Raw genomic sequence first — 24,751 nt, 5'->3', positions numbered from 1 at the left:
GAACCGCGCTCTGTGCATGGCAATGGCCCCGGAGAGCCGCCCGCGGAACGCCGGGCGAGGACCGGCCCCACCTTCAAGGCGAACGGGCGAATCGCGTCCCAGCGATTCGCCCCAGCCGCTCGCACCCCGCTCTACGGAACGCAACAACCCCGAGGAGACGACCGCGGAACGCCGGGCGAGGACCGGCCCCACCTTCAAGGCGAACGGGCGAATCGCGTCCCAGCGATTCGCCCTAGCCGCCCGCACCCCGCTCTCTGCAACGCGACAACCCCGAGAAGCCGACCGCGGAACGCCGGGCAGGGACCGGCGTTCACAACAAGCTCAGAACAGCTGGATCGGCTTCACGATGTCGGCGTAGATGAGGAGGGCGCTCATGCCGCCCAGCAGCAGCACGACCGCGTAGGTGAGAGGGAGGAGCTTCGCGATGTCCACGGGTCCGGGGTCGCGTCGTCCGAAGAGCTTGGCGATGCGGCGGCGCAGTCCCTCCCAGAGGGCGCCGGCGATGTGGCCGCCGTCCATGGGGAGCAGCGGGACGAGGTTGAAGACGAACAGCGCGACGTTGAGCGAGGCGAGCACGCCCACCATGGTCTGCACTTTCGACACCACCGGCAGCTGATCGGAGGCGGCGATCTCGCCCGCGATCCGGCCCACGCCGACCACGCTGATCGGCCCGTTCGCGTCGCGCTCCTCCTGCCCGAACGCGGCCTGCGCGACGTCGAGGAGTCGCTGCGGGAGGTTCAGGATCACGCCGGCGACGCTCGTGACGTTCTGCCAGACCGTCTCCGGCACCGCCGTGATCGGCTGCTGCACCAGCGCTTGCGAGGGCGAGATGCCGATGAAGCCGACGGTCTGCGTCCGGACGGCGCCGGAGTCGTCCAGGACCGCGTTCCCCGCGTCGTCCGTGACCGCGACCTCGTTCTCGGCGGGCGTGATGGTCAGGGTGAGGGGCGTGCCGTCCCGGTCGACCTCGACGGCGAGCGGCACGCCGGCCGACTCGCGGATGATCGGGGTCAGGTCGTTCCAGCTCGAGACAGCGGTGCCGTCGATCGACACGATGGTGTCGCCGGGCAGCAGCCCCGCCGCCGCGCCGGGCGCGAGCGGGTCGTCGGGCGAGCAGCTCTCGGCACTCGTGTCGGAGGCGGGCACGACGCACTGCGAGACCGAGGAGATCGTGGACGTGTTCTGCGCCACTCCGATCCCGCAGAGGAGCACGGCGAACAGCACGGTCGCGATGACGAGGTTCATGAACGGACCGCCGAACATCACGATCACGCGCTTCCAGACCGGCAGCCGGTAGAAGGCGCGGTGCTCCTCCCCCTCGCCGATCGTCTCGGCGCTGGCGGCCCGGGCCTCGTCGATCATGGTGGAGTAGGCGCCGCGGCGCGGCTCGGGAGCGGACTCGTTGCCGTTCAGGCCGTTGAAGAAGCCGGTGCTCGACTCGGCGACCCGGTCGCCGGGGTTCTTGGGCGGGTACATGCCGATCATCGCGATGTAGCCGCCGAGCGGCAGCGCCTTGATCCCGTACTCGGTCTCGCCGCGGCGCCGCGAGTAGATCGTCCGGCCGAAGCCGATCATGTACTGCGTGACCTTCACCCCGAAGAGCTTGGCGGGAACCAGGTGCCCCACCTCGTGCAGGGCGATCGAGAGGGCCACGCCCACGGCGATGATGACGACGCCGAGGACGAAGAGCAGCACGGATTCCACCGACACACTGTAAGCCGGTGCCGGTCGCCCCCGCTGGGCGGGCGCTGGAGGATCCCGATGAGTCAGGGGGCCGCCTAGGCCGACGCGATCCGCTCGTCCGCGGTGCGCCGCGCCCACGTCTCGGCGGCGGCGAGCGACTCCCGGGTCAGCGCCCCGTCGACGGAGTGGGCGTCGACGACGGCCTCCACCGTCGCGAGGATGTCGAGGTAGCCGATCCGGCCGGCGTGGAACGCCTGGACCGCCTGCTCGTTCGCGGCGTTGAACACGGCGGGGTAGGACGCTCCCGCCGCTCCCACCTTCTTCGCCAGGCGCACCGAGGGGAACGCCTCCTCGTCGAGGGGCTCGAAGGTCCAGGAGTGCGCGCGGGTCCAGTCCAGCGGCACGCCGACTCCGGCGACGCGGTGCGGCCAGTCGAGCCCGAGGGAGATCGGCAGGCGCATGTCCGGCGGCGACGCCTGGGCGATCGTGGAGCCGTCGACGTACTCGACCATCGAGTGCACGACCGACTGCGGGTGCACGGTCACGTCGATCCGCTCGTACGGGATGTCGAAGAGCAGGTGCGCCTCGATGACCTCGAGGCCCTTGTTGACGAGGGTCGACGAGTTCGTGGTGACGACCAGCCCCATGTCCCACGTGGGGTGGGCGAGCGCCTCGGCCGGACTCACGTCGCGGAGGGAGTCGCGGTCGCGCCCGCGGAAGGGCCCGCCGGACGCGGTCAGGACGAGGCGGCGCACCTCGCGGTGCTCGCCCGCGAGCAGCGCCTGGGCGATCGCGGAGTGCTCGGAGTCGACCGGCACGATCTGCCCGGGTGCCGCGAGCGAGGTGACCAGCTCGCCGCCGACGATCAGCGACTCCTTGTTGGCGAGCGCGAGGCTCCGCCCCTCCTCGAGGGCGGCGAGGGTCGGGCCGAGTCCGACCGAGCCGGTGATGCCGTTGAGGACGACGTCGGCCTCGACGCCGCGCACGAGCTGCTCCGCCTCGACCGCGCCGAACGCGGTGTGCTCCACGCCGAAGGCGCGGGCCTGCTCGGCGACCATCGCGCGGTTCGACCCGGCGGCCAGCCCCACGACCTCGAAGCGGTCGCGGTTGGCTCCGATGACGTCGAGTGCCTGCGTTCCGATGGACCCGGTCGAGCCGAGGATGATGACCCTGCGCATCCGCCCATCCTGGCACGCTGCGCAGGGCCGCTCCCGGGTCAGCTCACCGCGAGGATGTCGATCACGAAGACGAGCGTGTCGGTGCCCGAGATGCCGGCGTTCGCGTTGCCCGCCTCGCCGTAGCCCTGGGCCGGCGGGATCACGACGACGACCTGCGAGCCGACGGTCTGACCGACCAGCGCCTCCTTGAAGCCCTCGATCACGTCACCGGTGCCGAACGACGCCGGAGTGCCCGTGCCCCAGCTCTGATCGAAGACCTCGCCGGTGCCCCACACGGTGCCCTGGTACTGCACGATCAGGCTGTCGCCGTCGGCCACGACGGCCCCGTCGCCCTTCTTCAGCACGCCCAGCTGCAGCTCGGCGGGCGGATCCGTCTCGGGGATCGTGACGGTCGGCGCACCGTCCTCGGCGAGCGCCACCGTCGGCAGCCCGTCGACGGGCGGCTGCGGCTCACCGGTGGCCGCGGTCGGCACGATCGACTCGACGTCGATGACCATGACGATGGAGTCCTCCGCCGCGATGCCGAAGTCGGCGCTGCCCGCGTCGCCGAACGCATCGGCCGGCGGCACGACGGCGACCACGCGGGAGCCGACGGTCGCGCAGTTCACGGCCTTGACCAGACCCGAGAGGTACTGCTCGGTGTCGACGGCGAACGCCGCGCGGCCGCCGGACGCGTAGGTGCTGGCCGAGAACTCGGCTCCGCTGGTCGCGTTGTAGAGCGTGTAGTCGACCAGGACGGTGTCGCCCTCCGCCACCTCCTCGCCCGTGCCCTCGATCACGACCGTGCGCTCGGTCTCGTCGACCTGGAGGGGGGACGGGAAGACGGTGATCGGCTTCGTCGCGAAATCGCCGCTCGTCTCGACGGTCGCCGAGGCGTCGCCCTCCGAGACGCAGCTGAGCGGAGTGGGCGACGCGCTCGGCTCCGCCTCCTCTGCTCCGCCGGTGCAGGCCGTGAGGCCCAGGGTCGCGCCGACGACGGCGAGGATCGCGAATGCTCTGCGCACGGGGGTGCCTTTCCTGCCCGGTGGAGCCGGACGACGTTCGAGGGACACCCCCATGCTCCGTCACGCGCCTAGGGACGACCTGGAAGCGCGGCGCCGGACCCCTCGTGCAGGAGCGCCGCCTAGCATGGGGGCATGCGTGAATTCTCGGTCCCCCAGTCCCGCGCGCTCGTCACCGAGCTCCCCGGCCCGCGCTCGATCGCCCTCCAGGAGCGCCGCGTCAAGAGCGTCTCGCGCGGCGCGGGCACCCTCGCGAACATCTACATGGACCACGCCTCCGGCGCCGTCCTGGTCGACGTCGACGGCAACCGCCTCATCGATCTGGGCTGCGGCATCGGGGTGACGACCATCGGCCACGCGCACCCCGCCGTCGCCGCCGCGGCCGCCGCCCAGGCCGAGAAGCTGACGCACACCCTCTTCACGGTGACGCCGTACGAGAACTACGTCCGGGTCGCGGAGAAGCTCGCCGAGATCACCCCGGGCGACTTCGAGAAGCACTCGATCCTCGTCAACTCCGGCGCCGAGGCGGTCGAGAACGCGGTCAAGATCGCCCGCAAGTACACGGGCCGCCGCGCCATCGCCTCGCTCGACCACGCCTTCCACGGCCGCACGAACCTGACCATGGCGATGACCTACCGCCCCTACCCCGAGCGCGCGGGCATGGGTCCCTTCCCGGGCGAGATCTACAGCCTCCCGATCAGCTACCCCTTCCGCGACCCCGAGGGCATGACGGGCGAGGAGGCCGCGGAGCGCTCGATCGACTACATCCGCACCCACATCGGAGCACAGGAGCTCGCGGCCCTCTTCGTCGAGCCGATCCAGGGCGACGGCGGCATCATCATCCCGGCGCCCGGCTACTTCCAGCGCCTCTCCGAGTTCTGCACGGAGAACGGCATCGTCTTCGTCGCCGACGAGATCCAGGCCGGCATCGCCCGCACCGGCACGTGGTACTCGATCGAGCACCACGGAGTCGTCCCGGACCTGATCACCACCGCGAAGGGCATCGCGGGCGGCTTCCCGCTCGCCGCCGTCACCGGCCGCGCCGAGATCATGGACGCCGTGCAGCCCGGCGGCATCGGCGGCACCTTCGGCGGCAACCCCGTCTCCACGGCCGCGGCGCTCGCCACCTTCGAGGCGATCGAGTCCGAGGGGCTCCTCGAGGAGGCGCAGCGCGTCGAGCGCGCCCTGTGGGCCCGCATCGGCGACTGGGCCGAGCGCTTCCCCGTCGTCGGCGAGGTGCGCGGCAAGGGCGCCATGTTCGGCGTCGAGCTCGTGCACCCCGGCACGAAGAAGCAGAACCCGGAGGCGCTCGCCGCGATCCTGAAGCACGCCACCGCCAACGGCGTCATCCCGCTCGATGCGGGCAGCTGGGACAGCGTCCTGCGCATCATGCCGAGCGTGGTCATCAGCGAGGAGCTGATCGACGATGCGATGTCCGTCCTCGAGGAGGCGCTCGCCCAGCTGGGCTGAGCGCTGCTGTTCCGCCGATCGTGTCCCCGGACATGACCGGCGGGGCATGCGTCCGCCGGTAACGTCGTGCGAATGCGGACCGACGACGACCACGACGCGCCGACCCTCCCGGCATCGGTCTCTCGGCGCGATTCGCCCGCCTCGCGATGGGCGGCATCGGCCGGATGGTCTACCGGCCCATCATCGAGGGCCGCGACAACGTCCCCCTCACCGGCCGGGTGATCCTCGCGAGCAACCACCTCTCGTTCATCGACTCCCCCGTCCTCACGCTCCTCGCGCCGCGGCCGGTGCAGTTCCTCGCGAAGGCCGACTACTTCACCGGTACCGGTGCCCGCGGGGCGCTCTCGCGCTCCTTCTTCACCGCCGTCGGCGCCGTGGCGGTCGAGCGCGGCGCGGGTCAGGCCGCGCAGGAGGCGCTCGACCTCGGCCGCGCGATCCTCGAGCGCGACGAGGCCTTCGCCGTCTATCCCGAGGGCACGCGCTCGCGCGACGGCCGGCTGTACCGCGGGCGCACCGGAGTCGCATGGCTCGCGCTCACGACCGGCGCACCGGTCGTCCCCGTCGGCCTCATCGGCACGCAGGAGCTCCAGCCGGTGGGGGTCGAGGATCCCGCGCCTGCACCGCATCACCGTGCGCTTCGGCGATCCGCTCGATCTCTCGCACCACGGATCGGCCGACTCGGGCCGTGCGCGCCGCCACGCCACCGACGAGGTGATGACGGCGATCCACGCGCTCTCGGAGCAGGAGGCGGCGGGCGTCTACAACGAGTCGCCGCCGACGACGACCGCCGAGCGCATCCGCCGCGCCCTGCCGCACGAGCGGCGCTGAGCCCGGGCGGACGCGCCTCCGTTCAGCCCGCGGCCACCGTCTCGGGCTCGTGCTCGACGGGGAAGGCGACGGAGTTGGCGATGAAGCACAGTCGCGCCGCCTCCGGGTGCAGCGACCGGGCGAGCTCGATCATCGACGGATCCGCCACCGTCACCCGGGGGCGCAGCGTCACCGAGGCGAACCGGCCGCCGTCGCCCTCCTGCACCATGCGGCCGACCGCGTCGTCGACGTAGTCGGTGACGACCACTCCGTTCTTCACGGCCACGTGCAGGTACGAGAGCAGATGGCACTGCGCGAGCGCGGCGAGGAGCAGCTGCTCCGGATTCCAGCGGTCCGGGTCCCCGCGGAAGGGCTTGTCGGCCGAGCCGAGGATCACCTCGCGCCCGTCCGCGCGCACCGTGTTCTGCCGGCCGTAGTCGCGGTACCCGCTCGTGCCGGTGCCGCGGTTCCCCTCCCAGACGACGGAAACCGCGTAGTGGTGATCGATCTGCATCGGATTCCTTCTTCCGCTCCCTGGATCGAGCCGGTCTCGTCCGTCTGGACCCCTCGCCGCGGAGGACCCGCGGGTAGGATCGCAGGACCATGACAGACACGCTCGCCCCCCAGGTTCCCACGTCGGCAGTCCCGCAGGAGAGGCTCGTCGCGACCGAGATCCCCGGGCCCCGCTCGAAGGCCCTGCACGAGCGACGTCTCGCCGTCGTGCCCACCGGCGTGGGCACCGCGCTCCCTGTGTACATCGACCGCGCGCACGGCGCGATCCTCGTCGACGTCGACGGCAACCGCTTCATCGACCTCGGCGCCGGCATCGGAGTGACCACGATCGGCCACACCGACGACGAGGTCGTCGCCGCCGCGACCGAGCAGCTCGGCCGGCTCACGCACACCCTCTTCACGGTCACGCCCTACGAGCCCTACATCCGCGTCGCGGAGCTGCTCGGCGAGCACACCCCCGGCGACTTCGCCAAGAAGACCGTCCTCGTGAACTCGGGTGCCGAGGCGGTCGAGAACGCGGTCAAGATCGCCCGCAAGCACACGGGCCGGCCCGGTGTCGCGGTCCTCGACCACGCCTACCACGGCCGCACCAACCTGACCATGGCGATGAACTTCAAGGCGCTGCCCTACGGCCTCGGCTTCGGGCCGTTCGCGAGCGACATCCACCGAGCACCGAGCTCCTACCCGTACCACGACGGGCTCTCGGGGGCCGAGGCCGCCGAGCGCACGATCTCGTACCTCGAGAAGACGGTCGGGGCGTCCGCCCTCGCCTGCCTCGTCGTCGAGCCCGTGCAGGGCGAGGGCGGCTTCATGGTGCCCGCCGACGGGTACCTGCCCGCACTGCAGGAGTGGTGCACCGCGAACGGCATCGTCTTCGTCGCCGACGAGATCCAGTCGGGCATGGCCCGCACCGGCGCCTGGTTCGCCAGTGAGCACTTCGGTCTCGTACCCGACCTCGTCCTGTCGGCCAAGGGCATCGCGGGCGGCCTGCCGCTCGCCGGGGTCACGGGTCGCGCCGAGATCATGGACTCGGCCCAGGCCGGCGGTCTGGGCGGCACCTTCGGCGGCAACCCCGTCGCAGCCGCCGCCTCCGTGGCCGTCTTCGAGCGCATCGAGCGCGAGGGCCTGCTGGCCGAGGCCGACCGCATCGGCGCCCGACTCGGGGCCGCGCTGCGCGAGCTGCAGGAGCAGTACGACATCATCGGCGACGTCCGCGGCATCGGCGCCATGATGGCGATCGAGCTCGTCCTGCCCGGAACGGCGACGACCACGAAGATCCCGAACGCCGCCGCGGTCACCGCGATCACCGAGTACGCGGCGTCGCACGGCGTGCTCGTCCTGAGCGCCGGTACCTACGGCAACGTGGTGCGCTTCCTGCCGAGCCTCGCCCTCACCGACGACCTGCTCGACGACGCCGTGTCCGTGCTGCGGGAGGCCTTCGCCACCCTCTGACCCTCCTTCCCACCACCCGACGGCCCGGGCCCCCGCACAGGAGGCGCCGGGCCGTCGGGCAAGATGGGGGGATGTCTGCAGGAACCTTCACCGTCGCGGAGTCCGTCGAGCTCGCCGTCGTCGAGCGCTCGGGCTTCGTCGAGTCCCGCCATGCCGGCTCGGCCGTGCTGCTCGACACGGACGGCCGGGTCTCCCGCACGCTCGGCAACCCGTCCGCTCCGATCCTCCCCCGGTCGTGCCTCAAGCCCTTCCAGGCCCTCGCTGTCATGACGGCGGGCGTCGAGCTGAGCGGCGCGGAGGCGGTCATCGCGACGGCGAGCCACGCGGGGATCCCGCAGCACGTCGCCCTGGTGCAGAACCTGCTCTTCCGTGCCGGGCTCGATCACACCGCGCTGCAGTGCCCCGCCGACTGGCCGAGCGACTCGGCCACCCGCGCGCAGCTCCTGCGCGCCGGCGCGACGCAGGATCCGCTCTACATGAACTGCTCCGGCAAGCACGCGGCCATGCTGCTGGCCTGCGTCCAGAACGGCTGGAGCACGGACGACTACCTCGAGCGCTCCCACCCCCTGCAGCAGCACATCGTCGACACGATCGAGCGGCTGACGGGCGAGCGCGTCGCCGGTACCGCGATCGACGGCTGCGGTGCTCCCGTGCACGCCCTGCCGCTGACCGCGCTGGCGAAGGGGATCTCCCGCATCGTGTCGTCCTCCGCGGCGTCGCCCTTCGGCCTCTACCGCCAGGCGGGCGTCCTCACGAACGCGATCCTCGAGAACGCCTGGGCCCTCGACGGCCCCGGCCGCGACAACACCGTTGTCATCGAGCGGCTCGGCCTGGTGGCGAAGCTCGGGGCGGAGGGCGTGCTGGTCATGGCCTCGCCCGACGGCACCACGGTCGCACTGAAGATCCTCGACGGGAGCCTGCGCGCGGCGACGGTCGTCGCGCTCAAGCTCCTCGTCGAGGCCGGTGCGGTGGAGCGGGGGGCGGCGAACGAAGTCCTCGTGCGGCTGAACCCGGTCGTCACGGGCGGCGGGCGCCCGGTCGGCGCGATCCGCGCCTCCTACGTCTGACGCCCGCTCACTGCAGCCGGGCGATCCGCTTGGCCCTCGCGGCCGAGGACACCTGCGTGACGACCACGATCACGATCGCCAGGAGGAACACCGCCGACGCGATCACGTTCGCCTCGGCCGGGATCCCGCGGGCCGCCGCGATGTAGATGTACTTCGGGAACGTCGTGACGGATCCGGAGTTGAAGTTCGTGATGATGAAGTCGTCGAAGCTCAGCGCGAACGAGAGCAGGGCCGCGGCGAGGATGCCGGGCAGCAGGAGCGGGAAGGTGATCCGCCAGAACACCTGGCCCGGCGACGCGTAGAGGTCGCGTCCCGCCTCCTCGAGCTTGGGGTCGAGGCTCGCCACGCGGGCCTTGACCGTCACCACGACGAAGCTGATGCAGAACATCGTGTGCGCCAGGATGATCGTCACGAGCCCCTTCTCGGCCCCGACCGTGAGGAACTGCGCGGCGAGTCCGGCACCGAGCACGACCTCGGGGGTGGCCATGGGCAGGAACAGCAGCAGGCTGATCGCCGAGCGGAAGCGGAAGCGGAAGCGCACGAGGGCCAGGGCGATCATGGTGCCCAGGGCGGTGGCGAGCACCGTGGCGACGGCGCCGACGAGGAGGCTGTTGCCGAACGCGGTCATGACCTCCTCGCTCGTCCACGCCGAGATCCACTTGTCGAAGGTGAATCCGCGCCAGGCGATGTTGCTCTTGCCCGAGTCGTTGAACGAGAAGACGAACGTGTAGGCGATGGGGATGAGCAGGAAGATCAGCGCGAGGGCCGTGTAGACCCCGAGCCCGAGTCCCGTGAAGCGGCGCGGACCGCGGACGGGAGCCGGTGCGGGCGCACCGAGCGCCTCCTGAGCGCTGGCGACGGGCCGGTCGGCGGTGGCGGTCACAGCAGGTCCTCCGTTCCACTTCGCTTCACGTAGAAGCCCACGATGATCAGGATCACGGCCATCAGCACGATCGAGAGGGCTGCGGCGGCCGGGTAGTTCTCGAGTGTCAGGAAGTTGGCCTCGATCGCGTTGCCGACCATCGACGTCTGCGAGGAGCCGAGGAAGTCGCGGCTGGCGTTGATGTAGTCGCCCGCCGCGGGGATGAAGGTCAGCAGCGTTCCCGACACGATCCCGGGCATCGACAGCGGCACGGTCACCTTCCAGAAGACGGACGCCGGATGCGCGTACAGGTCCGACCCCGCCTCCAGGAACCTGGTGTCGAGCCGCTCGAGCGTCGTGTAGAGCGGCAGCGTCATGAACGGGATGAAGTTGTAGGTGATCCCGAAGATGACGGCGATGGGCGTCCCGGTCAGGTGCCCGTCCGCCGGCAGGATCGCGACGGCCTTGAGCCCCTGGACCAGCGGGCTCTCGTCGGCGAGGATCTGCTTCCAGGCGAGGGTCCGCAGCAGGAAGCTGATGAAGAACGGCGCGATGACCAGCGTCAGGAGCAGGTTCTGCACCAGCGGCCACGGCCGCGCCTTGACTCCGATGAAGTAGGCGAGCGGATAGCTGATCACGAGCGCGAGGACGGTGGCGATCAGGGCGTAGCCGAACGAGCGGACGGCGTGCGGCCAGTAGTCGGCCATCACGACGAGGTAGTTCTGCCAGGCGAAGCCGGGGGCGTACTCGCCGATGTCGCCGTCCGGGATCTCGGCCTGGAACGAGGTGAGCACGAGCGAGATCAGCGGCGCCAGGAAGAAGAGCAGCATATACGCGATGCCCGGCAGCAGAAGCACCAGCGCGAGCGTCGAGCGCCTGCGGATGGGCGCGTCGAGCGGGTTCGCCGGACCGGAGGCGAACGCGGCGAAGGCCATGCCTACGCTCCCCCGGCTCGCCCGGCCAGCAGGCCGCGCTTCTGCAGCGCGATCGCCCGGGTCGAGTCGTCGGCGTCGAACCGCGGCACCGACCCCGGCTCGTCGGCGAGGCCGAAGCCGTGCTCGGTGCTCCAGCTGACCCACACCTGGGCGCCCTCGCCCACGACCGGTCCGAAGACCATGTTCTGGGCGAAGACGACCACGGGTCCGAGCCCCGGCATCTGGAGGGTGTACTGCGTGCTGACCCCGCTGAAGGAGACGTCGACGACGATACCCGGGCCCAGGACGTTCCGATCAGGCAGATCGCCGGGCGCCTCGGTCAGCAGCAGGAGCTTCTCGGGGCGGATGCCGATGGTCACCTCACCGCTCGTGCGCGCCGAGCGGGCGGAGGGGACCGTGATCCGGTGCCCGCCGGCCTCGACGGTGAGGGCCCGGTCCGTCGAGCCGACGACCTCGCCGGTGAAGAGGTTCGACTGACCGAGGAAGTTCGCGACGAAGGCCGTGCGCGGGAGCTCGTAGAGCTCCTCCGGAGCGCCCATCTGCTCGATCCGGCCCTTGTTCATCACGGCCACGGTGTCGGCCATGGTCATGGCCTCCTCCTGGTCGTGCGTGACGTGGAGGAAGGTGAGACCCACCTCCTCCTGGATCGACTTAAGCTCGAGCTGCATCTGCCGGCGGAGCTTGAGGTCGAGCGCTCCCAGCGGCTCGTCGAGCAGCAGGAGCGCCGGGCGGTTCACGATCGCCCGGGCGAGGGCGACGCGCTGCTGCTGCCCACCCGAGAGGGAGGAGGGACGTCGCTGCGCGAGGTGGTCGAGCTCCACGAGGCGGAGCGCCTCGTGCGCCTTGCCGACCGGGTCGTCGATCCGCCGGCGCTTGAGGCCGAAGGCGACGTTCTCGAGGATCGACATGTGCGGGAACAGCGCGTACGACTGGAAGACGGTGTTCACGGGCCGCTGGAAGGTCTTGGTGGCGGTGACGTCCTCTCCGCCGATCAGGATGCGGCCGGCCGACGGCTCCTCGAGCCCGGCCACCAGGCGCAGAGTCGTCGTCTTGCCGCAGCCCGACGGGCCGAGCAGCGCGAAGAACGATCCGGCCGGGATGGTCAGATCGAGCGAGTCGATGGCGGTGAAGCCGGGGTACTGCTTGCTGATCCCGACCAGCTGGAGGTCGGCGCCGCTCTCGGCGAAGGTTCCCGTCGCCATCAGATGCCCAGCAGCACTTTCTGGAACTCGGCCTGGTAGTCCTTCTCCTCCGAGGCGGTGAGCGTGCGGAACACGTGCGCCTGCGACAGCGTCTGCTCGTCGGGGAAGATCAGCTGGTTCTCGGCCAGCTCCGGGTCGATGCTCTCCATGGCGTCCTTCGCTCCGTCGACAGGGGTGATGTAGTTGACCCAGGCGGCCACCTCGGCGGCGACCTCCGGCTCGTAGTAGTAGTTCATGAGGGCTTCCGCGTTGGCCTTCCGCTTCGAGCCCATCGGCACGACGAACGTGTCGTTCCACAGCGTGCCGCCGGAGTCGGGGAGCGCGAACTCCCACTTGTCGCCCGCCTCCGCGTTGATCAGGGTGATGTCCCCGGACCAGCAGATGGCGGCGAGGGTGTCCTCGTTCTGCAGATCGTTGAGGTAGGCGTTGCCCTTGATGTTGCGGATCTGACCGTCGTCGACCTGCTTCCGGAAGACGTCGATCGCGTTCATGAACTCGTCGTCGCCCCAGGATCCGGCGATGTCCGTCCCCTGCGCCTGCATGATCAGGCCGATCGTGTCGCGCATCTCGCTGAGCACGCCGACGCGTCCGCGCAGCTCCGGATCCCACAGGTCCTCGACGCTCGCCAGCCCGTTCGGCAGCTTCTCCTTGTTCCAGCAGATGCCGGCGAAGCCCGCCTGCCACGGGAGCGAGAGGTGGCGGCCCGGATCGAAGTCCGGGTTCGCGAGGGACGGGCTGAGGTTGGCGAGGTTGGGGATGTTGGCGTGGTCCAGCTCCTGCACGAAGCCGCGGCGGACGAGCCGCGAGACCATCCACTCGGTCAGGCAGACGGTGTCGGCGCCGATGTACTGCCCGAGCGCCAGCTGGTCCTTGACCTTGCCGTAGTACGAGTTGTTGTCGTCGACCGCGACGTTGTAGGTGACCGAGATGCCGCTCTGCTCCTCGAAGGCGAGGAGGGTCGGGTACGCGCCCTCGTCGTCCTCGTCGAGGTAGGCGGGCCAGTTGTCCCAGACGAGCCTGGGGTCGTCGGCGGATCCGTCGGCGGCGGCCGTGGGGGCCGGACGGCTGACCGGCGCGCACGCGGCGAGCGCGAGGGCGCCCGCCCCGAGACCGAGACCGCCGAGGACCGCGCGACGCGAGAGCATCGCGCGCCGCTCGCGCTCCCGGGAGCGGGCGACGGCGATCGCCTCGCGGAGAACGGGATCCCTCGGGAGGGGACGGGTCATGGCTGCGGCTCCTGACTTCGTCGGTGCGGCGGGAGGGCTCACCGGCGTGAACGTGGGGAAATACTGGCACAGCGCCGGTGGCCTGTCGACGCGCAACAGACGAAACCGGACATTCGGAAACATGATCGTCACGAATTCCGCGCTTCCGGGCCCTCCTGACCACGGATTCCTCCGGTTCGGCCGACCTCGGGCACAGTGTCGGGCCACCGCGCCCTGCGGACCTCCCCGTGCTGCTCGACGAGGAAGGATCCCTGAGCGCAGAGCGGAGGATCGGGCAGCGGTCCGAGGAGGATCCGCGCCTCCGTCGGCGGGACATCGAGCACGACCAGCCCGCTCCGACGCGCCAGGGCGAGGAGTGCGCGAGCGGACGCCCATTCCGCGGCGGTCCCGACGACGACCCCGTCCGGGAGCGCGCCGTCCGAGGCGAGCGCCTCGGGCACGCTGCTGGTCGCGCACCACTCCTGCATCCGCGACCGCAGCGCGACCGGAGCGTTCGTGACCACGACCACCGGCGCCGCGTCGAGCGGGACGGGCTCCGGCCTCCGCCGCACCCGGGCGGCGTGCGGGGTCGACGGGGCGAAGACCTGGACCCGTTCGCCGCGCCACCACCCCCTCCCGGCGGCAGCTCGGGACGGTACGGCTCCCCGTCCCCGGCGAGCAGCTGGTGCTCCTGCCTGCTCGCGGTGCGCAGCAGGAGGACGTCGTCGACTCCGTCTCGGAGCGCCGCGATCCCGTCCGTCGTCCGCCGCGCCGACAGCACGATCCTCCGTCGACCCGAGCGCACCGCAGTCTGCAGGGCCTCGAGCAGTCGTCGCCTCCCGTCGTCGGCGCAGCGGCGCAGCAGCAGGTCGAGATCGTCGATGACGACGGGCCCCTCGCCTCCCGTGACCGAGTCCCACACCTCCTCGAGGTCGTCGGGACCGAGGACCGCCTGCCCGGGGATCTGCACGGCGAGCTGCCGGAGAGCGGTGGAGCGCCCGGAGCCCGCTGCCCCGAGGACGAGGAGCGAGGACCGGGTGAGCTCGACGACGTCCTGCCTCTGCTCGCTCGGCCTGTCCACGACTCCGAGGAGCAGCCGTCCGGCCTCCGGCGCAGGAGCCGGCAGGAGGGAGGGCAGCGGATCCAGCCACGGACGATGCACCGGCACCTCCCGATCCGCGGGCAGCGCGGCCCGGACCGCATCGTCCGTGCGGGGCAGAGCCGCCTGCACGAGAGTGCTCCGTCCACCGTGCGAGACGATGCAGCGGCCCGGAGTGCGGTGCGGGATCCGGGCGGCGGCGTCGCTGCCCACCAGCGATCGCGAATCGGCGGCGTCGTGCACACGCAGAGCGATGCGGAGGCCGCAGTTGGCGGCGACCGCATCGCGCACGACGCCGACCGGCCGCTGGGTGCACAGCACGAGGTGCACTCCGAGCGACCGGCCTCGGGCGGCGATGTCGGCGAAGGCCCGGTGCAGATCGGGCGAGCGCTCGAGGACGACCGCGCACTCGTCCACGACCACGACGAGCCGCGCGAGCGCTCCCACGGGCAGTCTCGCGATGTCGGGAACCCCTCGCTCCGCCAGCAGCCGCTCACGGCGGCGCAGCTCGGCGGCGACGCTGGCGAAGGCGCGGTCGGCGCCGTGCTGATCGAGATCGGTGATGACGCCGGTCACGTGCGGCAGCGCCGCCAGCGGAGCGAAACCCGCGCCGCCCTTGAAATCGGCCAGCAGGAAGGTCACCGCCGCCGGACCGTGCCGCGCCGCGAGGGCGAGGACCCATGCGACGAGGAGCTCGCTCTTGCCGCTCCCCGTCGTCCCGCCCACGATGGCGTGGGGCCCGTCCGCGACCAGATCGATCTCGACCGCTCCCACGGGTCCCGTCCCGAGGACGACCGGCAGCCCCTTCTCGCCGCCCACCCGCTCGAGCGCACCGAGGTCCGACAGGCTCACGGACTCCGGCAGCGCTCGCTCGCCGGCCCGACCGGCCGAGCGGGCGAGGGCCTCCGCGAACCGCAGCGCCTCGCCGGCCGAGACGTAGGCCACCGTCAGCTCCTCGGCGCGGCCCGCGCTCTCGCGGCCGATGACGCGGTCCGGACCGCGTCCTCCGAGCTCCAGGACGCAGCGGCACGACGGAGGGAGTTCGGACGCGGACCTCGCGAGGACCAGCAGGCCCGCCCCTCCCGCGGGCGTCGCGTCGGCCCCCGTCTCGCACACCTGCCACTGGACGGCGGACGTCTCCCCTCGCACGTGAGGGGCGGACCGGAGGCAGTCCCACTCGCGCCCCGGGGGGAGGACGATGCCGAGCTCGTCAGGGGCCACCAGCTCCAGCGCCTGGAGCAGGAGCCCCCGCGCGACGGCCCGCGCGACGACGGGCGGCCCGACGATCCCGGTCCCGGCCGAGAACGGGACACGGAGCGGCGCGTCCGCGATCGACCGGACGTCTCCACCCTCCGCCGCGATCACCGTGCCCCGACCCAGGACCGGCTCGAACTCCCCTCGCCCTCCGCCGCCAGCGGGCGTCGGCCGGAAGTCCGCCGCGCAGGACGGCCCTGGCGTCGGGAGCGGCGACCCTCATCGCCTCGAGCTCCTCCCGGGCCCGCGCCGCCTGCGCCGCGTCGTAGGCCCGCAGCTCCTGGTCGTACCGCTCCGCCTCCCGCCGCACCGTCCGGCGCCGGACCCTCGCCGCGTCCAGGGAGGAGGCGATCACCACGACCGGGCCGAGCGCGGCGAAGGCGAGCATCATCGGCGAGCGGGTGACCGCGTACAGCACGACCGCCGAGAGGACGGGGGCGAGCGCCGCGACCCAGGGGAAGGACGGGCGCGCCGGAGCGGAGGGCCGTATCGGAGGGCGGGGTGCTGCCAAGCGGATCGGGGAGGGTCATCCCCCCATCAGAACGGAGGACGCCCGCGCGTGGGAGGTCAGCGGGTGATCGGGGGACGGCTGGTGCCTGTGGAGGAGCCGTCGACCCGCTCGACGGCCATCTCGACGGAGGAGAGCAGCACCCGGCTGCCGATCTTCGCCCGGTAGCGGCGCCCCGCCTCCAGCGGGAGCGGTGCCTGCGTCGGAGCAACCAGCACCGTGCCGTTCGCCGACCACCGGTCCCTCACCCACAGCCCGCCCTCGTCGAAGCCGAACTCGAGGTGCGTCTTCGACAGCGACCGGGTCTCGTCGGGGATCGCGAGGATGTGGCGCACGTTCTCGCCGGGATCCGGCAGCGGCTGCCGTCCGACGAGTCCCGTGCCCGTCACGATCGCGTGATGACCGGTCCCGAAGGACAGGCGGACGAGGCCCTGGACCGGAGGGGCGAGAGGCGCGCCGGGTGCCGGTCGGCGGTGGCGCCCCGGTGCGAGCCCGGGCAGCCAGGCGCGGCGCGAGGGATCGAGCACCGTCGTGTCGCCGGACGACGTCGGGCTGGAGAGCCCGGGGGTCGCGTGCGTCGCCACCGGGCTGCCGCACTCGCCGCAGAGGATCGCGCCCGAGGCGAGGGTGGAGCCACACGTGCTGCAGATCACCGAGAACGCCCTTTCCGTCCTCCATGCTATCCGGCGTCCGCCGCCCACCGCCCGGACGGCGGGGATCAGCCCGGTTCGCCCGTGACGTCGAGCACGTCCACCACGATGACGGTGACGTTGTCCCGGCCGCCGTTCTCGAGCGCGGCGTCCATCAGAGCGTCGACCGCGTCCTGCGCACTCGTGGTCGAGGAGAGGAGGTGCTCGAGCCCCGCGTCCGTCAGCTCCTTCGTCAGTCCGTCGGAGCAGAGCAGGAGTCGCGAGGGCGCGATCACCGGCACGAGCCGGTAGTCGGGGACGGGAGCCTCGTGGAAGCCGACGGCCCTCGTGATCACGTTGCTGTGCGGATGCACGTCGGCCTCGTCGCGCGAGATCAGCCCGGCGTCGACCAGTTCCTGCACGACCGAGTGGTCGACGGTCAGCTGCACCAGCGACCCCTGGACCCACAGGTACACCCGGGAGTCGCCGATGTTGAAGACCGACCAGTAGGGCTCGCCTCCGACGGCGGTCAGCGCCGCTCCGGTGACGGTCGTGCCGGTGCCGCGGTCGGCCGACTGCGACTGGCGCGCGATGTCGCTCACGGCGTCCCGCAGAGCCCGGTCGATCTCCTCGGCGCCGACCGTCGCTCCGGTCGCCGCCGTCGAGAGCCGGGAGACGACGGCGTCGCTCGCCACCTCGCCCGCCGCGTGGCCGCCCATGCCGTCGGCGACCGCGAAGAGCGGGGACTTCGCCAGGTAGCTGTCCTCGTTGCCGCTGCGGACGTGGCCGGTGTGCGTCCTCGCGGCCCAGCCCAGCGTCACCTCCGCCGACGGCGCATCGGAGCTCCACGCCGAGACGGGGACGGTGACGGAGGCGCGGCCGCGGCCGATCTGCGTCATCGCGTCTCCTCGTCTGCGCTGCACCGCCCGCGAGCGGCGGAGGACCCTCCGATGCTACTTGCTGACGACGGGGCGGCAGAGCGCTCTCCCGGCCGAGCGCGCGGCCGGAGGCGACCGCCTCGGGAGCGGGTCGCACTGCTTCTCCGGACGACGGTGGAATCCGTGCACGGACGGGGGCCGAGCGTGCGGATTCACTTGCCGCGGTACCTCTTGACTGCCAGGATCGTCGCATGAGCCCCAACCGCCCTCCTTCACAGCGCCCCGTCCAGCTCGACGACGTGTCGAAGGCGATCATCGAGCAGCTGCAGGCCGACGGGCGCCGCTCGTACGCCGAGATCGGCAAGGCCGTCGGTCTGAGCGAGGCAGCGGTCCGCCAGCGGGTGCAGAAGCTCACCGAATCCGGCGTGATGCAGATCGTCGCCGTCACGGATCCGATGCAGCTCGGCTTCTACCGTCAGGCGATGATCGGCGTCCGTGTCACCGGTGACACGCGCGACGTCGCCGACCGCCTCGCCGCGATTCCCGCCGTCGACTACGTGGTCCTCACCGCGGGCACCTTCGACATCCTCGCCGAGGTCGTCTGCGAGAACGACGACGACCTCATCGCCCTCCTCAACCAGGAGATCCGCTCGCTGCCGGGAGTCCTCTCGACCGAGACCTTCGTCTATCTCAAGCTCCACAAGCAGTTCTACAACTGGGGAACGCGGTAAGCCATGACCGATACAGCCTTTTCCACCGACGCCCTCGAGTCGGGCGACGCCGTCAGCGGCACCGACGCACCGAGCGGGGTCGACGACGCCGCGCTCCAGAAGAAGGCGAAGGACCACCTCTGGATGCACTTCACCCGGCAGTCCGTGATGGACTCGGGCGCCGGCGTCCCCATCATCACGCGGGGCGAGGGCCACCACATCTGGGACAGCACCGGCCGCAAGTACTTCGACGGCCTGTCCGGCCTGTTCGTCGTCAACGCGGGCCACGGGCGGCGCCGCCTCGCCGAGGCCGCCGCCAAGCAGGCGTCCGAGCTGTCCTTCTTCCCCCTGTGGTCCTACGCGACCCCCTCCGCCATCGAGCTGGCGGACCGTCTGGCCGACCACGCGCCGGGCGATCTCAACCGGGTCTTCTTCTCGACCGGAGGAGGCGAGGCCGTCGAGACGGCCTTCAAGCTCGCGAAGCACTTCTGGAAGCTCCAGGGCAAGCCCGGCAAGCACAAGGTGATCTCGCGCTCCGTCGCCTACCACGGCACTCCGCAGGGAGCTCTCGCCATCACCGGCATCCCCGCGATGAAGTCGATGTTCGAGCCGCTGGTCCCCGGAGGATTCCGCGTGCCCAACACGAACTTCTACCGGGCCCCGCAGCACGGGGACGACCTCGAGGCGTTCGGCGTGTGGGCAGCGGACAGGATCGAGGAGATGATCGAGTTCGAGGGTCCGGACACCGTCGCCGCGGTGTTCCTGGAGCCGGTGCAGAACTCGGGAGGCTGCTTCCCGCCCCCTCCCGGCTACTTCCAGAGGGTGCGCGAGATCTGCGACCGCCACGACGTCCTGCTCGTCTCGGACGAGGTGATCTGCGCCTTCGGCCGGATCGGGCACATGTTCGCGTGCGACGAGTACGGCTACGTCCCCGACATGATCACCTGCGCGAAGGGGATGACGAGCGGCTACTCCCCCATCGGAGCGACCATCGTCAGCGACCGCGTCTACGAGCCCTTCCGGCACGGCCAGGTGTCGTTCCCGCACGGCTACACCTTCGGCGGGCACCCGGTGTCGGCGGCGGTCGCGCTCGAGAACCTCGACATCTTCGAGGAGGAGAAGCTCAACGAGCGCGTCCGCGAGAACTCGCCCGTGTTCCGCTCGACGCTCGAGAAGCTGCTCGATCTGCCGATCGTCGGAGATGTGCGCGGAGCCGGGTACTTCTTCGGCATCGAGCTCGTGAAGGACAAGGTGACGAAGGAGACCTTCGACGAGGACGAGTCCGAGCGGCTGCTCCGCGGGTTCCTGTCGAAGGCGCTCTTCGACGCGGGCCTGTACTGCCGCGCGGACGACCGGGGCGACCCGGTGGTGCAGCTCGCGCCGCCGCTCACCGTCGGCCCGAAGGAGTTCGACGAGATCGAGCAGATCCTGCGCGGCGTCCTCACGGAGGCGTGGTCGCGGCTCTGAGCGACGAGCGCGCCGCGGAGTCACGCGGCGCGCTCCTGCCCGACCAGCCACGGTGAGCGCTCGCCTCGCCCGAGTGCCGCGAGCAGTCGCCGTGCGCTCTCCTCGTGCGGATCCGTCCGTCCCGCCTCCCCTGCCACGCGCGCGGCCTCCTCGGGATCGCCGGTGGACCAGTGCAGGACGGCGAGCAGGACGAGCACCGCTGCCCGCTCGGTCCTCGGAGTGAGCTCGGCCACCGCCGCGACGAGGGTGAAGGCCGAGAGGAGCGCGGCCCGCGGCGTCACCGCACGCGGCTGGGAGACCAGCGAGAGGGCGTGGCCGACCCAACCGGGACGCTGCGCACTGACGATCAGCGCGGCCGTCAGAGCAGGTCTCGGGAGACGGCTGCCACCGTCCGCGGTCCGCCGCAGCAGCCCGTCGACACTGCCCCGGAGACGCGCGGGCAGCTCCGCTCGAGGATGACGGTCGAGCAGTGCGTCGACGTGCTCCGCGACCGACCGCGCCTGCTCCGGCGCCTCGCCGATCGCACCGGTGGAGGATCCGTCGATCGAATCGTCGTCCGCGTCGAGGACCTGGACCACGTCGACCGACAGCGCCCGGGCCCGTCCCCGGAGCGCTGCCGCGACTGCCCCGCCTCTGCGCGCGCTCGAGGTGTAGACGACGGCGACGACGGAGTCGGCCCGACCGAATCGTCCGAGCGCCCCGAGGAACGCCCCGACCGAGGGCGCAGGGTCTCCGCGGGGCAGGTCGAAGCGCAGGGCTCCGGTCGTCGACCCGTCCCGCACCGGCAGCAGGACGACGCTCTCGCGAGGACGGAAGCCGACGAGTCGCGGCACCTGCGCGAGGGCTCGTCGGTGGAGAAGGGAGGCGGTCGTGTCGTGGAGAGTCATGGCTGCACAGTGGCGGCCCGCACGCGGCGCCGCTCGCCCACTCGTCCGCCTCCGAAGACGACCGGGCCGAAGGCGCTCCTGTGGAGGAATCCCGGCCGCCCCCTGCGCCCTCTTCTCCGAAGACCGCGTGCGCCGCCACCCCGCACTCCCCTGGCTCCTCCCCACGCGCCCTCCGCCCGACCTGTGCACCGATGTCCGATTCCCGCCGGTCGCGGCGGGGACGCGTCGGTACTCTCGTGGCATGAGAACGACTCCCCCTCCTCGTCCGCCGCACGACGAGCCCGCTCGGCAGGATCGAGGTGGGCGGTGACGGCGAGTCCGTCGTGTCGCTCGCGATCGCGAAAGCCGACGAGCTCCCCCACGACCACCTCCGCGAGTCGGACGATCCCGTCCTCGACGCGGCCGTGACCCAGCTCGACGAGTACTTCACCGGGACTCGCAGGACCTTCGATCTGCCTCTGAGGCTGCGCGGCACGGTCTTCCAGCTCGAGATCTGGCGGGCGCTGCAGGGTCTGGGCTGGGGGGAGATCACCTCGTACGGGGCCCTGGGCGCCGCCACCGGGCGGCTTCGAGCGGGGCGCCCGATCGGAGGAGCCGTCGGTCGCAATCCGATCCCGATCATCATCGGCTGCCACCGCGTGCTCGCGGGCGACGGGCGCATCACGGGCTACAGCGGCGGCGAGGGCGTGCCGACGAAGGCCTGGCTGCTCGATCACGAGGGGATCCCCCACCGATGACGACGGCCGACGGCGTCCTCGTCGGCGAGGACGGCCTCGCCCGCTGCGCCTGGTCGGGCGAGGACCCGGAGTACCGCCGCTACCACGACGAGGAGTGGGGGTTCCCGCTCCACGGCGACCGCCCGCTCTTCGAGAAGATCTGCCTCGAAGGATTCCAGGCCGGTCTGTCGTGGATCACGATCCTCCGCAAGAGACCGAAGTTCCGACAGGTCTTCCACGACTTCGAACCGGACGCCGTGGCTCGGATGGACGGCGACGACGTCGAGAGGCTGATGGACGACACCGGCATCATCCGCAACCGCGCCAAGATCATCGCGACGATCGAGAACGCTCAGGCCGTCGTGGCGCTGCGCGAGCGCGACGGCGAGGGCGCACTCGATCGTCTGGTCTGGTCGTTCCCGGACGAGCGCAGGTCATCGGCACCGGTCTCCGTCGACCAGATCCCCACGACTACGGCGTCCTCGCTCGCTCTCGCCCGAGCGCTCCGGAAGGCCGGGTTCCGCTTCGTCGGCCCCACCACCATGTACGCGCTGCAGCAGTCGGCCGGCATCGTCGACGACCACGTGAGGGGCTGCTTCCGCGCGGTCGGCTGAGTCAGGCCTCGGGAACCACCAGATCCAGTTCGCCCGTCGACTCGTTCAGGGAGAGCTCGAATCCTCTGCCCGCCGACCACGCCGCGAGCTCCGAGAGCGAGTCGGTCTCGACGGCGTCCTCCGCGAGCGCCCGCACGAAGTGCCCTTTGCTCAACTTGTTGAAGTGGTTCAGGTTGCGGAGCACCCCGTCGGCGCCGCGCGAGCGCACCCGGACGAAGAACCGGCCCTCACCGCTCGCCAGCGGGCCGAGGGCCGCGTAGGCCTCACTCCGGAGATCGAGCACCAGACCTTCGAGCGAGGACAGCGCCGCGCCCGCCGACCCGGCCCACCACCGCTTGAGCGGCTTCCCCGGGATCCGGGAGTCGTGCGACAACCGGTAGGCGGGAATGGGGTCCAGCGCGGCGACCGGGCCCCAGAGAGCCGACTGGATGAGCACAGTGCGCGCGAGGAACGATCGCGCCGCCCCGTCCAGGGTCTCCGCACCGAGCGAGTCGTAGAGGACTCCGTCGAACCGGTCGATCGCCGGCATCGCCGGGGCGAGGGGAAGCTCCGCGTTGCGCTCGATCTCCCCGCTCTGCCGCGGGCTGAGCTTCAGAGCCCGGGCCGACGCCTCGCGATCGGCCGAGAGCTCCACCAGCGCGTCGCGCAGCTCGCGTCGGAGCGACGAGAGCTCCGGGAACGCGAGCGCCTCGAGGGCGAACGCAAGAGCGCCCCCGGGGCGCTTGGTCTCGGACGGCGGCAGCAGGACGTGCACGGTGCTCCTTCGGTTGCTCGCGCCCCGCTGGGCGCACGACGGAGGGGCCGGGCGATCGTGATGATCGCCCGGCCCCTCCGGTGCCGCGGTGAGCGGCGGTGTCTCAGACGAGCGCCGCCTCGCGGGCGACGACGGTGACGACGTCGTTCTCGACGGACAGGAATCCGTCATCGGCCTGCGCGGTGATGCGCGAACCGTCGACCGCGGTGACGCGGACCTCACCACTGGCGAGGATCGCCAGCAGCGGCTCGTGCCCGGCGAGGATTCCGATCTCGCCCTCGACGGTGCGGGCCGTGAGCTGCTTCGCCTCTCCCGACCACACCTCCGCGTTGGCGGAGACGACGCTGACCTTCAGGGTCCCGGCCATGATCAGCCGTTCTCCTTCTGGATCTGGACCCACTTCTCCTCGACGTCCGAGATCGAGCCGACGTTGAAGAACGCCTGCTCGGCCACGTGGTCGAACTCGCCCTTGGTGATCGCGTCGAACGACTCGATGGTGTCCTTCAGCGGCACGGTCGATCCCTCGACGCCGGTGAACTTCTTCGCCATGTACGTGTTCTGCGAGAGGAACTGCTGGATGCGGCGCGCACGCGACACCGTGATCTTGTCCTCCTCGGAGAGCTCGTCGACACCGAGGATCGCGATGATCTCCTGCAGCTCCTTGTTCTTCTGCAGGATCTGCTTCACGTTCGTCGCCACGCGGTAGTGGTCGGCGCCCAGGTAGCGGGGGTCGAGGATCCGCGAGGTCGAGGTCAGCGGGTCGACGGCCGGGTACAGGCCCTTCGACGCGATCTCGCGCGAGAGCTCGGTGGTGGCGTCGAGGTGCGCGAACGTGGTTGCCGGCGCCGGGTCGGTGTAGTCGTCCGCGGGGACGTAGATCGCCTGCAGCGAGGTGATCGAGTGTCCGCGGGTCGACGTGATGCGCTCCTGGAGCACACCCATCTCGTCGGCGAGGTTCGGCTGGTAGCCCACCGCGGAGGGCATGCGGCCCAGCAGGGTCGACACCTCCGAGCCGGCCTGCGTGAAGCGGAAGATGTTGTCGATGAAGAGCAGCACGTCCTGCTTCTGCACGTCGCGGAAGTACTCCGCCATCGTGAGCGCCGACAGGGCGACACGGAGGCGGGTTCCCGGCGGCTCGTCCATCTGGCCGAAGACGAGGGCGGTCTTGTCGAAGACGCCCGCCTCCTCCATCTCGGCGATGAGGTCGTTGCCCTCACGGGTGCGCTCGCCGACACCGGCGAACACCGACACTCCACCGTGATCCTGCGCGACGCGCTGGATCATCTCCTGGATGAGGACCGTCTTGCCGACGCCCGCTCCGCCGAACAGGCCGATCTTGCCGCCCTGCACGTACGGGGTGAGGAGGTCGATGACCTTGATGCCGGTCTCGAACAGCTCCGTCTTCGACTCGAGCTGGTCGAACGCAGGCGGCTTGCGGTGGATGGGCCAGCGCTCGGTGATCTCGAACGACTCGCCGTTGATCTTGCCATCGGCGTCGGCGTTGAGCACCTCTCCGATGACGTTGAAGACCTTGCCCTTGGTCACGTCGCCGACGGGGACCGAGATCGGCAGGCCGGTGTCGTGGACCTCCTGACCGCGGACGAGTCCGTCGGTCGGGTTGAGCGAGATGGCGCGGACGAGGTCGTCGCCCAGGTGCTGCGCGACCTCGAAGGTCAGCTTGCTCGAGACGCCCTCGACCTCGACGTGCGTGTAGAGCGCGTTGTAGACCTCGGGGATCGCGTCGTGGGGGAACTCGATGTCAACGACGGGGCCGGTGACGCGGGCGATGCGGCCGATGGCCCCGCCCGACGTCCCGGTCGCCGCCTCAGGTGCGGTCAGTGTCATTGCTTCTTCCTTCTT

At 71.2% G+C, this 24,751-nt stretch carries 22 protein-coding genes and 3 pseudogenes; 9 read left to right on the top strand and 16 right to left on the bottom strand.

All coding sequences use genetic code 11. From position 1 onward, the window contains the following. Positions 1-321: 321 nt before the first annotated feature. From AC0CID_RS01795 to AC0CID_RS01785, 3 genes are all read right to left on the bottom strand, one after another. Complete coding sequence (locus tag AC0CID_RS01795; protein ID WP_465225583.1) at positions 322-1,704, bottom strand: M50 family metallopeptidase; 1,383 nt, start codon at positions 1,702-1,704, stop codon at positions 322-324. A 74-nt stretch (positions 1,705-1,778) separates the two neighbouring features. Continuing rightward, the gene (locus tag AC0CID_RS01790) at positions 1,779-2,861 is read right to left on the bottom strand and encodes a 1-deoxy-D-xylulose-5-phosphate reductoisomerase (RefSeq protein ID WP_465225582.1); all 1,083 of its coding nucleotides are present in this window, start codon (positions 2,859-2,861) and stop codon (positions 1,779-1,781) included. A 38-nt stretch (positions 2,862-2,899) separates the two neighbouring features. After that, entirely contained in the window at positions 2,900-3,865 is a 966-nt protein-coding gene (locus AC0CID_RS01785) for an FKBP-type peptidyl-prolyl cis-trans isomerase (RefSeq protein WP_465225581.1), read from the bottom strand. A 132-nt stretch (positions 3,866-3,997) separates the two neighbouring features. Here AC0CID_RS01785 and gabT (AC0CID_RS01780) point away from each other — a divergent pair, with 132 nt between their 5' ends. Beyond that, on the top strand, positions 3,998-5,332 hold the full coding sequence (gene gabT, locus AC0CID_RS01780) for a 4-aminobutyrate--2-oxoglutarate transaminase (RefSeq protein WP_465225580.1): 1,335 nt from the start codon (positions 3,998-4,000) through the stop codon (positions 5,330-5,332). A 146-nt stretch (positions 5,333-5,478) separates the two neighbouring features. Beyond that, positions 5,479-6,160 (top strand): annotated as a pseudogene (locus tag AC0CID_RS01775) (lysophospholipid acyltransferase family protein). 22 nt (positions 6,161-6,182) lie between these two features. On the opposite strand, the gene AC0CID_RS01770 reads toward AC0CID_RS01775, so the two are convergent. Beyond that, on the bottom strand, positions 6,183-6,653 hold the full coding sequence (locus tag AC0CID_RS01770; RefSeq protein WP_465225579.1) for an OsmC family protein: 471 nt from the start codon (positions 6,651-6,653) through the stop codon (positions 6,183-6,185). Between the two features lie 89 nt (positions 6,654-6,742). Between AC0CID_RS01770 and gabT (AC0CID_RS01765) the strand changes: the two genes are divergently transcribed. After that, positions 6,743-8,104 carry a 4-aminobutyrate--2-oxoglutarate transaminase gene (gene gabT / locus AC0CID_RS01765; RefSeq protein ID WP_207402941.1) on the top strand — a complete coding sequence of 454 codons (1,362 nt, stop codon included), beginning with the start codon at positions 6,743-6,745 and terminating at the stop codon, positions 8,102-8,104. A gap of 71 nt (positions 8,105-8,175) precedes the next feature. After that, positions 8,176-9,171, top strand: coding sequence for an asparaginase (locus AC0CID_RS01760; RefSeq protein ID WP_465225578.1), 996 nt, complete (start codon positions 8,176-8,178; stop codon positions 9,169-9,171). A 7-nt stretch (positions 9,172-9,178) separates the two neighbouring features. On the opposite strand, the gene AC0CID_RS01755 is transcribed toward AC0CID_RS01760, so the two are convergent. The 8 genes and pseudogenes from AC0CID_RS01755 to AC0CID_RS01720 form a co-directional block, all read right to left on the bottom strand. Continuing rightward, positions 9,179-9,928, bottom strand: coding sequence for an ABC transporter permease (locus AC0CID_RS01755; protein ID WP_242682855.1), 750 nt, complete (start codon positions 9,926-9,928; stop codon positions 9,179-9,181). 122 nt (positions 9,929-10,050) lie between these two features. Then, positions 10,051-10,968 carry an ABC transporter permease gene (locus AC0CID_RS01750; protein WP_465225577.1) on the bottom strand — a complete coding sequence of 306 codons (918 nt, stop codon included), beginning with the start codon at positions 10,966-10,968 and terminating at the stop codon, positions 10,051-10,053. A gap of 2 nt (positions 10,969-10,970) precedes the next feature. After that, the gene (locus AC0CID_RS01745; protein WP_465228027.1) at positions 10,971-12,170 is read right to left on the bottom strand and encodes an ABC transporter ATP-binding protein; all 1,200 of its coding nucleotides are present in this window, start codon (positions 12,168-12,170) and stop codon (positions 10,971-10,973) included. Then, on the bottom strand, positions 12,170-13,396 hold the full coding sequence (locus AC0CID_RS01740) for an ABC transporter substrate-binding protein (RefSeq protein ID WP_465225576.1): 1,227 nt from the start codon (positions 13,394-13,396) through the stop codon (positions 12,170-12,172). The genes AC0CID_RS01745 and AC0CID_RS01740 overlap by 1 nt, the downstream gene beginning before the upstream one ends. A 128-nt stretch (positions 13,397-13,524) precedes the next feature. Next, the gene (locus AC0CID_RS01735; RefSeq protein ID WP_465225575.1) at positions 13,525-13,947 is read right to left on the bottom strand and encodes a hypothetical protein; all 423 of its coding nucleotides are present in this window, start codon (positions 13,945-13,947) and stop codon (positions 13,525-13,527) included. A 719-nt stretch (positions 13,948-14,666) separates the two neighbouring features. Beyond that, positions 14,667-15,248: pseudogene (locus AC0CID_RS01730) on the bottom strand (FtsK/SpoIIIE domain-containing protein); the annotation flags it as partial. 1,047 nt (positions 15,249-16,295) lie between these two features. Continuing rightward, positions 16,296-16,889 carry a hypothetical protein gene (locus AC0CID_RS01725; RefSeq protein ID WP_207402948.1) on the bottom strand — a complete coding sequence of 198 codons (594 nt, stop codon included), beginning with the start codon at positions 16,887-16,889 and terminating at the stop codon, positions 16,296-16,298. 65 nt (positions 16,890-16,954) lie between these two features. Beyond that, positions 16,955-17,764, bottom strand: coding sequence for a PP2C family protein-serine/threonine phosphatase (locus AC0CID_RS01720; RefSeq protein WP_207402949.1), 810 nt, complete (start codon positions 17,762-17,764; stop codon positions 16,955-16,957). Positions 17,765-17,994: 230 nt separating this feature from the next. On the opposite strand from AC0CID_RS01720, the gene AC0CID_RS01715 reads away from it, so the two are divergent. After that, complete coding sequence (locus tag AC0CID_RS01715) at positions 17,995-18,474, top strand: Lrp/AsnC family transcriptional regulator (protein ID WP_207402950.1); 480 nt, start codon at positions 17,995-17,997, stop codon at positions 18,472-18,474. A 3-nt stretch (positions 18,475-18,477) separates the two neighbouring features. Continuing rightward, positions 18,478-19,920 (top strand): aspartate aminotransferase family protein, encoded by a 1,443-nt coding sequence (locus AC0CID_RS01710; RefSeq protein WP_465225574.1) that lies wholly within the window; start codon positions 18,478-18,480, stop codon positions 19,918-19,920. A gap of 20 nt (positions 19,921-19,940) precedes the next feature. On the opposite strand, the gene AC0CID_RS01705 is transcribed toward AC0CID_RS01710, so the two are convergent. Further along, entirely contained in the window at positions 19,941-20,807 is an 867-nt protein-coding gene (locus tag AC0CID_RS01705; RefSeq protein ID WP_465225573.1) for a DUF4192 family protein, read from the bottom strand. A 287-nt stretch (positions 20,808-21,094) separates the two neighbouring features. Here AC0CID_RS01705 and AC0CID_RS01700 point away from each other — a divergent pair. The 3 genes and pseudogenes from AC0CID_RS01700 to AC0CID_RS01690 all read left to right on the top strand — a co-directional run. Further along, positions 21,095-21,262 (top strand): annotated as a pseudogene (locus AC0CID_RS01700) (methylated-DNA--[protein]-cysteine S-methyltransferase); the annotation flags it as partial. After that, the gene (locus AC0CID_RS01695; RefSeq protein WP_465228026.1) at positions 21,260-21,544 is read left to right on the top strand and encodes a methylated-DNA--[protein]-cysteine S-methyltransferase; all 285 of its coding nucleotides are present in this window, start codon (positions 21,260-21,262) and stop codon (positions 21,542-21,544) included. The pseudogene AC0CID_RS01700 and the gene AC0CID_RS01695, both read left to right, overlap by 3 nt. Further along, a complete protein-coding gene (locus tag AC0CID_RS01690) occupies positions 21,541-22,137 on the top strand; it encodes a DNA-3-methyladenine glycosylase I (protein WP_465225572.1) in 597 nt (198 codons plus the stop codon). The genes AC0CID_RS01695 and AC0CID_RS01690 overlap by 4 nt, the downstream gene beginning before the upstream one ends. Position 22,138: 1 nt before the next feature. Here the strand turns inward: AC0CID_RS01690 and AC0CID_RS01685 are convergent, their stop codons facing one another. From AC0CID_RS01685 to atpD, 3 genes are all read right to left on the bottom strand, one after another. Further along, positions 22,139-22,891 (bottom strand): YaaA family protein, encoded by a 753-nt coding sequence (locus AC0CID_RS01685; RefSeq protein ID WP_465225571.1) that lies wholly within the window; start codon positions 22,889-22,891, stop codon positions 22,139-22,141. A 103-nt stretch (positions 22,892-22,994) separates the two neighbouring features. Further along, the gene (locus tag AC0CID_RS01680; protein WP_207402956.1) at positions 22,995-23,258 is read right to left on the bottom strand and encodes a F0F1 ATP synthase subunit epsilon; all 264 of its coding nucleotides are present in this window, start codon (positions 23,256-23,258) and stop codon (positions 22,995-22,997) included. Positions 23,259-23,260: 2 nt separating this feature from the next. After that, on the bottom strand, positions 23,261-24,736 hold the full coding sequence (gene atpD / locus AC0CID_RS01675; protein WP_055794692.1) for a F0F1 ATP synthase subunit beta: 1,476 nt from the start codon (positions 24,734-24,736) through the stop codon (positions 23,261-23,263). Positions 24,737-24,751: the final 15 nt, after the last annotated feature.

Source organism: Rathayibacter sp. AC451 (assembly GCF_979253095.1).
This window is presented reverse-complemented; position numbering and strand designations above follow the sequence as displayed.